This window comes from Microbacterium sp. M1A1_1b (genome assembly GCF_053345565.1).
Genome location: NZ_JBKFAJ010000007.1, coordinates 153,576 through 167,550, shown reverse-complemented (window position 1 = coordinate 167,550; position 13,975 = coordinate 153,576). Strand labels below are relative to the sequence as shown.

Sequence of the window (13,975 nt, the reverse complement as noted above, 5' to 3'; positions counted from 1 at the left end):
GTGCGTCTGGTCCTTGAGAACTCAACAGCGTGCACATTGTCAATGCCAATTTATTGACCCCGTGCTCGGTCAGCTTGCTGGTCGAGTCGGAGACAATTCCTTTTGGATTGAAGATTGTCAGTAGACAGTCAACAGTCAAGATCAACTCGGTCTGATGCTTTCGGGTGTCGGGTCTGTAATTTTTTACGGAGAGTTTGATCCTGGCTCAGGACGAACGCTGGCGGCGTGCTTAACACATGCAAGTCGAACGATGATGCCCAGCTTGCTGGGTTGATTAGTGGCGAACGGGTGAGTAACACGTGAGTAACCTGCCCCTGACTCTGGGATAAGCGTTGGAAACGACGTCTAATACTGGATATGATCACTGGCCGCATGGTCTGGTGGTGGAAAGATTTTTTGGTTGGGGATGGACTCGCGGCCTATCAGCTTGTTGGTGAGGTAATGGCTCACCAAGGCGACGACGGGTAGCCGGCCTGAGAGGGTGACCGGCCACACTGGGACTGAGACACGGCCCAGACTCCTACGGGAGGCAGCAGTGGGGAATATTGCACAATGGGCGAAAGCCTGATGCAGCAACGCCGCGTGAGGGATGACGGCCTTCGGGTTGTAAACCTCTTTTAGTAGGGAAGAAGCGAAAGTGACGGTACCTGCAGAAAAAGCACCGGCTAACTACGTGCCAGCAGCCGCGGTAATACGTAGGGTGCAAGCGTTGTCCGGAATTATTGGGCGTAAAGAGCTCGTAGGCGGTTTGTCGCGTCTGCTGTGAAATCCCGAGGCTCAACCTCGGGCTTGCAGTGGGTACGGGCAGACTAGAGTGCGGTAGGGGAGATTGGAATTCCTGGTGTAGCGGTGGAATGCGCAGATATCAGGAGGAACACCGATGGCGAAGGCAGATCTCTGGGCCGTAACTGACGCTGAGGAGCGAAAGCATGGGGAGCGAACAGGATTAGATACCCTGGTAGTCCATGCCGTAAACGTTGGGCGCTAGATGTAGGGACCTTTCCACGGTTTCTGTGTCGTAGCTAACGCATTAAGCGCCCCGCCTGGGGAGTACGGCCGCAAGGCTAAAACTCAAAGGAATTGACGGGGGCCCGCACAAGCGGCGGAGCATGCGGATTAATTCGATGCAACGCGAAGAACCTTACCAAGGCTTGACATACACCGGAAACGGCCAGAGATGGTCGCCCCCTTGTGGTCGGTGTACAGGTGGTGCATGGTTGTCGTCAGCTCGTGTCGTGAGATGTTGGGTTAAGTCCCGCAACGAGCGCAACCCTCGTTCTATGTTGCCAGCGGGTTATGCCGGGGACTCATAGGAGACTGCCGGGGTCAACTCGGAGGAAGGTGGGGATGACGTCAAATCATCATGCCCCTTATGTCTTGGGCTTCACGCATGCTACAATGGCCGGTACAAAGGGCTGCGATACCGTAAGGTGGAGCGAATCCCAAAAAGCCGGTCTCAGTTCGGATTGAGGTCTGCAACTCGACCTCATGAAGTCGGAGTCGCTAGTAATCGCAGATCAGCAACGCTGCGGTGAATACGTTCCCGGGCCTTGTACACACCGCCCGTCAAGTCATGAAAGTCGGTAACACCCGAAGCCGGTGGCCTAACCCTTGTGGAAGGAGCCGTCGAAGGTGGGATCGGTGATTAGGACTAAGTCGTAACAAGGTAGCCGTACCGGAAGGTGCGGCTGGATCACCTCCTTTCTAAGGAGCATCTGGCTCAGGTTCCACCGCGTCATGTGGTGGGGGTTTGGGTTCAGGCGCCCGGTTCGGACCGAACGTGTCCGACGGGTAGCTCATGGGTGGAACATTGACAGTGCAGTTGGGAGTGATGCTTCCGACCTCAGTACGCCAGGCTCCTTTGCGGGGTTCGGTTGGGACGGGTCGTAGGTGGAGTTGCTGGCTGATGCACGTTGTTGGGTCCTGAGGGACCAGGCTGCTGGTGATCTTCGGGTTGCCAGGGTTGGGCCACGGGTCGTGATGATCTGTGGGTGTCCTTCGGTGGGCCGTGTGAAGCCATGACCGGTTGGTTGTGGTGGAGTGCGGTGCCGATCGTATGTTGAGAACTACACAGTGGACGCGAGCATCTTTAGATTCGCGTCATGACCGGCTTCACCTTTCGGGGTGGTGGTTGGTGTGGCGTTGGATCGCAATTTTAATCTTTGTGGTCAAGTTTCTAAGAGCAAACGGTGGATGCCTTGGCATCTGGAGCCGAAGAAGGACGTAGAAATCTGCGATAAGCCTCGGGGAGCTGATAATCGAGCTGTGAGCCGAGGATTTCCGAATGGGGAAACCCCGCCAGGCGCTTTTGTGACCTGGTGACTCCCGCCTGAATATATAGGGCGGGTAGAGGGAACGTGGGGAAGTGAAACATCTCAGTACCCACAGGAAGAGAAAACAACATGTGATTCCGTGAGTAGTGGCGAGCGAAAGCGGATGAGGCTAAACCGATCATGTGTGATAGCCGGCGGGCGTTGCATGGTCGGGGTTGTGGGACACGTCACTCAGTTCTGCCGGACTGGGGCGGTTACAGCGCATCATAGTCGAACCGGTTTGAAAGCCGGGCCGTAGTGGGTGCCAGCCCCGTAGACGAAATGGTGTTATGGCCGGATGTGTATCCCAAGTAGCACGGGGCCCGAGAAATCCCGTGTGAATCTGTCAGGACCACCTGATAAGCCTAAATACTCCCAGATGACCGATAGCGGACAAGTACCGTGAGGGAAAGGTGAAAAGTACCCCGGGAGGGGAGTGAAATAGTACCTGAAACCGTTTGCTTACAAACCGTCGGAGCATCCTTGTTGATGTGACGGCGTGCCTTTTGAAGAATGAGCCTGCGAGTTAGTGATATGTGGCGAGGTTAACCCGTGTGGGGCAGCCGTAGCGAAAGCGAGTCTGAATAGGGCGATTCAGTCGCATGTCCTAGACCCGAAGCGAAGTGATCTATCCATGGCCAGGTTGAAGCGACGGTAAGACGTCGTGGAGGACCGAACCCACTTCAGTTGAAAATGGAGGGGATGAGCTGTGGATAGGGGTGAAAGGCCAATCAAACTTCGTGATAGCTGGTTCTCTCCGAAATGCATTTAGGTGCAGCGTTGCGTGTTTCTCGCCGGAGGTAGAGCTACTGGATGGCCGATGGGCCTCAACAGGTTACTGACGTCAGCCAAACTCCGAATGCCGGTGAGTGAGAGCGCAGCAGTGAGACGGTGGGGGATAAGCTTCATCGTCGAGAGGGAAACAACCCAGACTACCAACTAAGGCCCCTAAGCGTGTGCTAAGTGGGAAAGGATGTGGAGTTGCACAGACAACCAGGAGGTTGGCTTAGAAGCAGCCACCCTTGAAAGAGTGCGTAATAGCTCACTGGTCAAGTGATTCCGCGCCGACAATGTAACGGGGCTCAAGCACACCGCCGAAGTTGTAGATTTCGCACACTCGACAAGCCTTCGTGGTTCAGTCGTGCGGAGTGGTAGGAGAGCGTCGTGTGGCGAGTGAAGCGGCGGAGTGATCCAGCCGTGGACGCTACACGAGTGAGAATGCAGGCATGAGTAGCGAAAGACGGGTGAGAAACCCGTCCTCCGAAAGACCAAGGGTTCCAGGGCCAGGTTAATCCGCCCTGGGTAAGTCGGGACCTAAGGCGAGGCCGACAGGCGTAGTCGATGGACAACGGGTTGATATTCCCGTACCGGCGAACAACCGCCCAAGCTAATCCAGTGGTGCTAAGAGTCCTAACCCGGCACATCCGGATCCCTTCGGGGTGATGGTGGCCGGTCTAACGCTCGACCCCATGCTGGTGCGGTTAGCGTATGAACAGGTGTGACGCAGGAAGGTAGCTGAGCCAGGCGATGGTATCCGTAAGGTGAACCTGGTGTAAGGATGTAGGGCTGACGATAGGCAAATCCGTCGTCTGTACGCCTGAGATCCGACGCGTACCCGTCAAGGGGAAATCAGTGATCCTATGCTGCCGAGAAAAGCATCGACGCGAGGTTGCAGCCGCCCGTACCCGAAACCGACTCAGGTGGTCAGGTAGAGAATACCAAGGAGATCGAGATAATCGTGGTTAAGGAACTCGGCAAAATGCCCCCGTAACTTCGGGAGAAGGGGGGCCGGACACGTGACCGGACTTTGCTCCGTGAGCGTTGAAGGCCGCAGAGACCAGTGGGAAGCGACTGTTTACTAAAAACACAGGTCCGTGCGAAGTCGCAAGACGATGTATACGGACTGACGCCTGCCCGGTGCTGGAAGGTTAAGAGGAGGGGTTAGCCTTTGGGCGAAGCTCTGAATTTAAGCCCCAGTAAACGGCGGTGGTAACTATAACCATCCTAAGGTAGCGAAATTCCTTGTCGGGTAAGTTCCGACCTGCACGAATGGCGTAACGACTTCCCAGCTGTCTCAACCGCGAACTCGGCGAAATTGCACTACGAGTAAAGATGCTCGTTACGCGCAGCAGGACGGAAAGACCCCGTGACCTTTACTACAGTTTGGTATTGGTGTTCGGAGTGGCTTGTGTAGGATAGGTGGGAGACTGTGAAGCGGGCACGCTAGTGTTCGTGGAGTCATTGTTGAAATACCACTCTGGTCACTTTGGATGTCTAACGTAGGACCCTGATCGGGTTCATGGACAGTGCCTGATGGGTAGTTTAACTGGGGCGGTTGCCTCCCAAAGAGTAACGGAGGCGCCCAAAGGTTCCCTCAACCTGGTTGGCAATCAGGTGGCGAGTGTAAGTGCACAAGGGAGCTTGACTGTGAGACTGACAGGTCGAGCAGGGACGAAAGTCGGGACTAGTGATCCGGCAGTGGCTTGTGGAAGCGCTGTCGCTCAACGGATAAAAGGTACCTCGGGGATAACAGGCTGATCTTGCCCAAGAGTCCATATCGACGGCATGGTTTGGCACCTCGATGTCGGCTCGTCGCATCCTGGGGCTGGAGTAGGTCCCAAGGGTTGGGCTGTTCGCCCATTAAAGCGGTACGCGAGCTGGGTTTAGAACGTCGTGAGACAGTTCGGTCCCTATCCGCTGCGCGCGTTGGAAATTTGAGAAGATCTATCCCTAGTACGAGAGGACCGGGATGGACGAACCTCTGGTGTGTCAGTTGTTCTGCCAAGGGCACCGCTGATTAGCTACGTTCGGACCGGATAACCGCTGAAAGCATCTAAGCGGGAAGCCGTCTTCGAGATGAGATTTCCATGCACCTTGAGTGTGAGAGGCTCCCAGCAGACTACTGGGTTGATAGGCCGGATGTGGAAGCGGGGACTAACGACCCGTGGAGCTGACCGGTACTAATAAGCCGAAGACTTGACAACACAATTATTTCCCACACCTTGGTGTGGGGCTCGCGTCCACTTTGTGGTTCCCGACAGACGATCGGGAATCAAACTGAATACTTCGCATACGGCGGAGCCTGTTTGAGACCGTTCATGGTCGACAGTGTTCCGGTGGTCATAGCGAGAGGGAAACGCCCGGTCACATTCCGAACCCGGAAGCTAAGCCTCTCAGCGCCGATGGTACTGCAAGGGGGACCTTGTGGGAGAGTAGGACGCCGCCGGACTCAACGTGCAACACCAGGAAACCCCTGACCTTCACTGGTCAGGGGTTTTCTGCGTTCCAGGGGCCTTCCACAGATGTGGGCAGAACCCCGGGGGACCGAAGCGGTCACGGTAGGATCGTGGGCGTCATGACTGCGCCATTCACCACCGCCACCGGCTCCGATGTCCGTGTCCGTTTCTGCCCGTCACCGACCGGCACGCCGCACGTCGGGCTCGTCCGCACGGCGCTCTTCAACTGGGCGTACGCGCGGCACACCGGCGGCAAGCTCGTCTTCCGCATCGAGGACACCGACGCCGCCCGCGACTCCGAGGAGTCCTACCAGCAGCTCATCGAGGCCCTGCGGTGGCTCGAGCTCGACTGGGACGAGGGCGTCGAGGTCGGTGGTCCCCACGGACCGTACCGGCAGTCGGAGCGCACCGACCTCTACCAGGACGTCATCGGCAAGCTGCAGGCGTCGGGTCACGTGTACGAGTCCTTCGTCACCCCCGAGGAGATGGAAGCGCGCAACGTCGCCGCCGGCCGTGACCCGAAGCAGGGCTACGACAACCACGAGCGCGACCTGACCGACGCCGAGCGCCAGGCGTTCCGCGACCAGGGGCGTCAGCCGGCGCTCCGGCTGCGTGTGCCGGACCGCGACCTCAGGTTCCACGACCTGGTGCGCGGCGAGATCACGTTCAAGCAGGGCACCTTCCCGGACTTCGTGGTGGTTCGCCCGAACGGCAAGCCGCTGTACACGTTCACGAACCCCCTCGACGACGCCCTGATGGGCATCACGCACGTCCTGCGTGGCGAGGACCTGCTGTCGTCGACACCGCGCCAGATCGCGCTGTACGAGGCACTGTTCGAGATCGGGCTGACCGGGTTCATCCCGGTGTTCGGGCACCTGCCGTTCGTGATGGGCGACGGCAACAAGAAGCTCTCGAAGCGCGATCCCGAGTCCAACCTGTTCCACCACCGTGCGAACGGCATGATCCCCGAGGGGCTCATCAACTACCTGGCACTGCTCGGGTGGTCGATCGGCCCGGACCGCGACGTGTTCTCGACCGACGAGATGATCGCCGCGTTCGACGTCGTCGACGTCAACCCGAACCCGGCCCGGTTCGACCACAAGAAGGCCGAGGCGATCAACGGCGACCACATCCGCCTGCTCGACGCCGCGGACTTCCGCGGCCGGCTGAAGCCGTACCTGACGGCCTTCCTGGCCGACCCGGCGACCCCCGAGCAGGAGCGCGTGCTCGAACTCGCTGCCCCTCTGGTCCAGGAACGCATGCAACTGCTCGGTGAAGCACCGGGCATGCTCGGCTTCCTGTTCACCGCCGACGCCGACCTGGTGGTCGAGGACGACGCGCTGGCCAGCCTCAAGGGCGACACCGCACCGGTGCTCGCGGCCGGCATCACCGCGCTCGAGGGGCTGGAGGACTGGCAGACCGCCCCGATCGAAGCGGCGCTCCGCACCGCCTTGATCGACGACCTGGGACTGAAGCCCCGTGTCGCGTTCGGACCGCTGCGGGTGGCCGTCTCCGGTCGGCGCATCAGCCCGCCCCTGTTCGAGTCGATGGAGATCCTCGGCAAGGACTCCACCCTGGTCCGACTGCGCGCCCTCGCGGCTCGCTGAGCTGCCACGCACGATGACCGACCACGAGCAGTACGACGTCGCGGTGATCGGCGCGGGGCCGGCCGGCCTCAGCGCCGCGCTCAACCTGGTGCGGGCGAAGCGCCGGGTGCTGCTGGTCGACGCCAACCGCCCACGGAACGCCGCGACACTGCGCTCGCACGGGTTCCTGACGCGCGACGGCATCTCCCCGCTCGAGCTCCGGAAGCTCGGGCGGCTCGAGGTCGAGGGGTACCCGGAGGCCACGGTCGTCCAGGCGTTCGTCGACCGGGTCGAGCGGGCTGACGACGGGTTCCTCGTGCACGGCGCCTGGCGCGGCGCCGAGGTCTCCGCACGGGCACGCACCGTCGTGATCGCCACGGGGCTGCGCGAGGAGTTCCCGGCGCTGCCGTCGCTCCGCGCGTTCTACGGCACCGCGGTCCACAGCTGCGTGGAGTGCGACGGTTACGACAAGGCCGGACAGCCGCTGGCATTCGTGTGCGAGACCGCCGACGTCGTCGACCGGGCGCTGCTGGTGGCGTCGTGGACGGACGACCTGGTGGTCTACACGAACGGGGTCGCCCCCCTCGACGACGCCGGGCGCGAGCGACTGGTGCGGGCGGGCGTCCGCGTCGACGAGCGGCCCGTCGCCGACCTCGAGGGGGACCGGTCCGGCATGACCGGTGTCCGCCTGGCGGACGGGCACGTGGAGCCCCGCACGGGTGGGTTCGTGCGACCGACGTGGCACGCCGACCTCGACTGGGTCACGGTGGCGCTCGATCGCGACGCCGAGGGGTTGGTCGTGGTCGACCGCTCGGGCCGCACGAGCGCTCCCGGGATCTACGCCGTCGGTGACGTCACCCCACCCGGCCCGGAACAGCTCATCGTCGCGGCCGGTCACGGCGCGCTCACCGCCGCAGCGGTCCACCGCGACCTGGTCGGTGGTCTCGAGGACCTCCGGGATGCTGTACAGTAATTGACCGTGCCCCGGATCGCGGGGCACGAGGCCGAACGGCCTCTTGGGGTATGGTGTAATTGGCAACACAGCGGTTTCTGGTACCGTCGTTCTTGGTTCGAGTCCAGGTACCCCAGCCAGACTGACGGAAGGCCCCCGGGATGCATCCCGGGGGCCTTTCGCGTACCCATTGGTGCCGTCCCCACTGGGGCGTGGAGCCGAGCGCGCGTGACGGAGCCGCGCCGGGCCTCCTGTCCGGCCCCGCTGCGTGGTTGCGGGTTTCCGTATCCGCCGTGGTCGTCCCGCAATGGACCCCGGATCGCATTGACCGCTCCGCCCACCCCCGCGAGGGTGGGAATCCCCAGGGAGCGGCGTACCCCCGCTCTGGACGGGAACGGCGGTGCACCCTCACCGCCGCGCACCGCAGCTGACGTACCCGCGTCCGGTCCTCATCACTGATGGACCATCGGCCGTCGCCCTGACTGCCCCTCCCGATTGCAGCCCTGAACCCGACAGGAGCACCATGTCCGCCAGCACGATCCGTCCCCTGGACCCGCGCGTCTCGGTCGTCATCCCCGCACGCAACGAAGCGAGGAACCTCGAGATCATCCTCCCGAAGCTGCCACCGGTGTACGAGGTGATCCTCGTCGACGGCAACTCGGTCGACGACACCATCGCGACCGCCCAGCGCCTGATGCCCACGATCAAGGTCGTGCAGCAGACCCGCAAGGGCAAGGGCAACGCCCTCGTCTGCGGGTTCGAAGCCGTCACCGGCGACGTCGTCGTCATGTTCGACGCCGACTGCTCCGCCGACCCCGACGAGATCCCGCGCTTCGTCGACGCGCTGGTCGCCGGCGCCGACGTGGCCAAGGGCACCCGCTACGCACTCGGCGGTGGCAGTGACGACATCACGATCGTCCGCAGCCTGGGGAACCGCGGCCTGAACATGGTCAGCAACGTCCTGCTCCGCGCCAGCTACACGGACCTCTGCTACGGCTACAACGCGTTCTGGGCGGACACCCTGCCGAAGATCGGGCTGCTGTCGTCGACGCTGCCGAAGCCGTCCGACGGGTCGATGCTGTGGGGTGACGGGTTCGAGATCGAGACGATCCTGACCTGCCGCTGGTCCTCCGCCGACCTGGCGATCTCCGAGGTCCCGAGCCACGAGAAGCTCCGCGTGCACGGTTCCAGCAACCTCAACGCGATCACCGACGGCATCCGCGTGCTCAAGTCGATCATGCACGAGCGCCGTCGTGCTGCCGCGGCGCAGGCCCGGGCCCGCCTGGCTCCCGTGACGACCCGCTCCGTGCCGACCGCCGTCCCGGCGCTCGACGAGGAAGCCGCGTGAGCGCGCCGACCGTCGCGGTCGTCATCTGCGCGTACACCCAGCTGCGGTGGGGCGACCTGCAGGACTCGGTCGAGTCGGCGAAGCGGCAGCCCCACGCGACCGAGGTCATCGTCGTGATCGACCACGAGCCCGAGCTCCTCCTGCGCGCCAAGGCCCGCTGGCCCGAGCTGCGCGTGGTGGAGAACTCCGAGGACCGCGGCCTGTCCGGCGCCCGGAACACCGGCGTCGCCCTGGCCGAGTCGGACGTCGTGGCGTTCCTCGACGACGACGCGACGGCGGACGACGAGTGGCTCGCGCACCTGGTCGAGGCCCTGGCACTGCCGTCGGTGGTCGGCGTCGGCGGTCGTGCGACCCCGTCGTGGCCCACCACGACCGGCGCCGGCCCGTACCCGGACGAACTGCTCTGGATCGTCGGATGCAGCTACACCGGACTGCCCACCGGAGCCGAGGACGTCCGCAACGTGATCGGTTCGAGCATGGCCTTCCGCCGTGACGTGCTGCTGGCCGCAGGCGGGTTCCGGTCCGGCATCGGCCGCGTCGGCAACCAGCCGCTCGGCTGCGAGGAGACGGAGCTCTGCATCCGCATCGCGCAGGCCGACCCGTCCGCGCGCATCCGCTTCGAGCCGCGGTCGAACGTGTCGCACCGCGTCTCGCCGGACCGCGTCACCATGCGCTACGTCCGTCGTCGCAGCTACTACGAGGGCATCTCCAAGGCGGTCCTGAGCCGCCGGGTCGGTGCCAAGGACTCGCTGTCGAGCGAGTCGACGTACCTGACGACGGTGCTGCCGAAGGCCCTGCTGCGCGAACTGCGCGGACTCGGCCGTGGCGGCGGGACCCGCGCGGTCGCGATCGTCACGACCGTGCTCGGCACGGCGATCGGCTACGCCGTCGGCCGGTTCCTGGGCGGGGTCGTCGTCGCGGCTCCGACGCCGGTCGCAGCACCGGCACAACGCGTGGGTGCACCGTGACCCGCGCCACCCTCGCGATGGTCGTCTCGCCGATCGTCACCGGGCCGCTGTTCCCCACGTGGGACGGCGCCCTGTGGGTCGGCGAGGTCGACCGTGCGGACGTCCACGCGTCGAGCCACCGCGACGTCATCGCCCTCGACGGTGCCGAGGGGTACCGTCGTGCCCGCCTGCTCGTCCGTGACCACGGCGAACCGCTCGGGTTCGTCGAGGCCGAGGTGACCGAGCGCCGGCGCATCGGCGCGACCATCGACGTCCGGGCCCTCCAGCGGGCGATCCGGCCGATGGCCACCCCCGCGATCCGTCCGACCCCGGCACTGCCGGCAGCAGATCAGGTGCTGCCGTCGGTGACCGTCGTGCTCTGCACCGACGGCGCTTCGAGTGACACGATGCGTTCGGTCCTGGCCTGCCGGTACGACGACTTCGACGTCGTCGTGGTGTCGCACGCCGCCGAGGCGGGGGACAGCACGGTCGTCACGATCGAGGACCGCCGCGTCACCACGGTCGCGGCCCCGGACGGCGGGCTCGCCGCCGCGCGCAACGCCGGACTGCTGGCCGCCACGGGGGACGTCGTCGCGTTCGTCGACGAGGGCGCGATCGTGGACGCAGGGTGGCTCGACGCCATCGCCACCGCCTTCGCCGCCGACCCCGAGGTCGCCTGCGTGACCGGGCTGGTGCCGAGCGCCGAGCTCCGCACGCCGACGCAGCGCTGGCACGACGACCGCACGCCGGCCGCCCGGACGATCCGCCGCCGTGTCTTCCGGCTCGAGGACACCCCGGACGACCTGCCGCTGCACCCCTTCGCCGCGTCCGCCTACGGCACCGGCGCGAACCTGGCCGTCCGACGTGCGACCGTCCTGCGGATCGGCGGGTTCGACACCGCCTTCGGGCCGGGCACCCGCGTCGGTGGCGGCGACGACCTCGACCTCTTCACCCGACTGCTCTTCGCGGGTTCCGCGATCGCGGTCGAACCGGCCGCCATCGCGTGGCAGCGATCGGCGGACGACGTCGCGTCGTTGCGCCGAGCCGCGAGCGCGAACGGCCACGGACTCGGAGCATGGATGACCAAGAACGCCCTCGACCGCGACACGCTCGCCGCATCGCTCGACGCTGCCCCCGACGCCCTGTCCGCCTTCGCGCGACTCGGGCTCGAGCACAGCGACCGTGCCGAGACGGCGGACGGCGTCACGTCGACCGGGGCGCTCGACGTGGTGGACAGCGAGTTCGCGGCGACCCGGCGTCGCCTGCGTGGTGTCGAGCGTCGCGGGGTCCTGGCGGCCCCCTTCCTCACCCTGCGTGAGCGGATGGGGGGTGCGGGCACGATCGACCGCACGGCCGGCGGTCGACACGAGCTGCGGCGTGGCCTGGAATCCGCCGGACCGGCGCGCCTGGTGACCGGCAACGCGATGGGCCCGCTCGCGCGGCTCGCCGCCGCGGCGCTCGTCACCCTGACCCTGCTCACCGCGGCGGTCGGCAGTCTGGCCGGTCTGCCGACGCTGCGCGCGAGCGCCGTCGCGGTCTTCCTGTTCGCCCTGCTCGGCGTCGCGCCGCTGCTGCTGCTGCGACCGATGCCCCTGGCCCGGTTCGCCGTGCTGGCGGTGTCCGGATCGCTCGTCGGGACGATCGCGATCGGCTACACGATGGCAACCGCCCACATCTGGGAACCCGTCGTGCCCTTCGTCGCCGTCGTCGTGCTGACCGCGCTGGCCCTCGCCGTCGCGGTGCCGCGGGACGTGGCCGAACTCCGGCGCGCGAACCTGGTGCCCTTCGTCGAGCTGGCCCGCGCCGTGTGGGACACCACGAACGCCACGGCGATGTCCCTGGTCGGCCTGGTCATCGTGGTCGTCACGGCGCTCACCCACATGGGGGACCCCGTGCGCGACGGGCTGTTCGGCTCGCTGGGCCCCGGCCTGGTCGTCGGTCTCGCGGTCGTCGTCGCCGCCGCCGTCATCGCACTCGTCCGCGGTGTGGGCGTCGCGGCGCCCGTGGTCGTGCTCGGTGGGACCATCCAGCTGGCGCAGGCCATCACCTACGGCATGCCGACCGTCATGGCCGCTGCGCGCCACGTCGGTGTGCTCGAGTACATCCGCCGCTGGGGCGGGACGAACCCCGCGGCGGACATCTTCCAGACCTGGTCCGGCCTGTTCGCCGGCGGGGCCTGGGTCGCCGACGTCGCCGGGATCGTGAACGCGATGCTCATCGCCGCATGGGTCCCCGTGCTGCTGGCCTTCGCCACCGTCATCGGTGTGGGTGTGCTGGCGTCGAACTGGCTGCCGGGCACCCGACGTCCGTGGATCGCGGCCTTCCTGACCGCGATGACCGGCTCGCTCAACACCACGTACTTCTCGCCGCAGTCCGTCGGCATCCTGCTGTCGATCGTGATCCTCGTGCTCGCCACCGGTCCGCTGCGGAACACGGGCACCGTGCCGGCAGGTGACACCGTCGCTGCGAAGCCGCGGGCCCGGAAGACGCCCCTGTCGCACGTCATCGCGATCGGCGCGATCAGCATCGTGCTGGCCGTGACGCACCAGATCTCGCCCTACCTGACCGTCGCGGCACTCGTGGTGCTCGTCGTGTTCAAGCTGGCGCGACCGTGGTGGCTGCCGCTCGTCGTCCTGGTGCCGGCCGTGGTCTTCGCGCTGCTCAACGGCAGCGTGCTCGACAAGTTCCTGTCGCTCGGCGCCGTCGGCAAGGTGCTGCAGAACGTGCAGCCGCCGTCGCACGACTCGACGGTCCTGCCGCAGCCGCTCGTCACACGGCTGGCGTTCGACGTCCCCGCCGCCGCGCTCGTGGTCCTGGGCCTCATCGCCCTGGTCACCGTCCTGCTGCGCCGTGATCGGGTCCACTGGGCGCTGCTGGTCGCCGCGGCCAGCCCGATCTCGCTGCTGGTCGCGACCAACTACGGCCAGGAGGGCATCTTCCGCGTCGTCCTGTTCGCCACCCCGTGGATCGCGATCCTGGCCGCAGGACTGCCGTCGCCCACCGGTCGCCTGGCCTGGGTCGGCTCGCTGACGCGGAGCGCCATGCGCCCCGCCGTCGTCCGGGTCGCCGTCGCCGGCGTCGGCGTCGCGGCGCTCGTCGCGATCGGTGCGTTCGGGCAGACCGCGCTCGACTGGAACCGCGTGCCCACGCGGAGCGAGTCCGCAGCCACGCAGCGGTACGACCAGACGGCCCCCAAGGGCTCCGTCATGCTGCTGACCGGCTCGGCGATCGCGGTGCCGAGCAACACCGGCGCCCGGTACTTCGACGTGTCCTACCTGACCCGGGAGGCCCTGGTGAAGTACCAGGACCCGACCGGCACGTACGACGCCGCGAAGGACGTCGCCGACATCACCCGCAAGCTCGTCGGCACGGTCCCGGCGACGAAGTACTACGCCCTGGTCGCCGAGCCGTTCGGTGCCTACGGCGAGCGGTACGGCTACCAGACCGATGCCCACTACCAGGAACTCGCAGCAGCCATGGCCGATTCGCCCTACTGGAAGCCGGTGTGGTCCTCGGGGACCACGGTGTCGTACGAACTGACACAGGCGGGGGTGCGTCTTGGCGCACGCTGACCCACGCCGGTCGCGGCGGACA

General features: G+C 65.3%; 5 protein-coding genes, 1 tRNA gene and 3 rRNA genes. All 9 read left to right on the top strand.

Annotation, left to right across the window (positions count from 1 at the left end; all coding sequences use genetic code 11):
* The first annotated feature begins 182 nt into the window (after positions 1 to 182).
* Positions 183 to 1,704: ribosomal RNA gene (locus ACLBWP_RS15760) — 16S ribosomal RNA — on the top strand.
* Between the two features lie 462 nt (positions 1,705 to 2,166).
* Positions 2,167 to 5,296, top strand: a 23S ribosomal RNA gene (locus ACLBWP_RS15755).
* Positions 5,297 to 5,424: 128 nt separating this feature from the next.
* Positions 5,425 to 5,541: ribosomal RNA gene (gene rrf, locus ACLBWP_RS15750) — 5S ribosomal RNA — on the top strand.
* Together the 16S, 23S and 5S rRNA genes form the textbook arrangement of a ribosomal RNA operon.
* A gap of 126 nt (positions 5,542 to 5,667) precedes the next feature.
* Positions 5,668 to 7,155 carry a glutamate--tRNA ligase gene (gene gltX, locus ACLBWP_RS15745; RefSeq protein WP_447655866.1) on the top strand — a complete coding sequence of 496 codons (1,488 nt, stop codon included), beginning with the start codon at positions 5,668 to 5,670 and terminating at the stop codon, positions 7,153 to 7,155.
* A gap of 13 nt (positions 7,156 to 7,168) precedes the next feature.
* Complete coding sequence (locus ACLBWP_RS15740; protein ID WP_447655865.1) at positions 7,169 to 8,107, top strand: NAD(P)/FAD-dependent oxidoreductase; 939 nt, start codon at positions 7,169 to 7,171, stop codon at positions 8,105 to 8,107.
* A gap of 44 nt (positions 8,108 to 8,151) precedes the next feature.
* A tRNA-Gln gene (locus ACLBWP_RS15735) sits at positions 8,152 to 8,226 on the top strand.
* A gap of 383 nt (positions 8,227 to 8,609) precedes the next feature.
* A complete protein-coding gene (locus tag ACLBWP_RS15730) occupies positions 8,610 to 9,434 on the top strand; it encodes a glycosyltransferase family 2 protein (RefSeq protein ID WP_243564448.1) in 825 nt (274 codons plus the stop codon).
* Positions 9,431 to 10,402 carry a glycosyltransferase family 2 protein gene (locus tag ACLBWP_RS15725; RefSeq protein ID WP_243564447.1) on the top strand — a complete coding sequence of 324 codons (972 nt, stop codon included), beginning with the start codon at positions 9,431 to 9,433 and terminating at the stop codon, positions 10,400 to 10,402. Before ACLBWP_RS15730 ends, ACLBWP_RS15725 begins: the two co-directional genes overlap by 4 nt.
* A complete protein-coding gene (locus tag ACLBWP_RS15720; protein ID WP_447655864.1) occupies positions 10,399 to 13,953 on the top strand; it encodes a glycosyltransferase in 3,555 nt (1,184 codons plus the stop codon). The genes ACLBWP_RS15725 and ACLBWP_RS15720 overlap by 4 nt, the downstream gene beginning before the upstream one ends.
* Positions 13,954 to 13,975 lie beyond the last annotated feature (22 nt).

Bases quoted from the DNA above. Each gene is read 5' to 3' on its own strand.
- ACLBWP_RS15730 (WP_243564448.1), top strand. From the start codon at position 8,610: ATGTCCGCCAGCACGATCCGTCCCCTGGACCCGCGCGTCTCGGTCGTC.
- gltX (WP_447655866.1), top strand. From the start codon at position 5,668: ATGACTGCGCCATTCACCACCGCCACCGGCTCCGATGTCCGTGTCCGT.
- ACLBWP_RS15740 (WP_447655865.1), top strand. From the start codon at position 7,169: ATGACCGACCACGAGCAGTACGACGTCGCGGTGATCGGCGCGGGGCCG.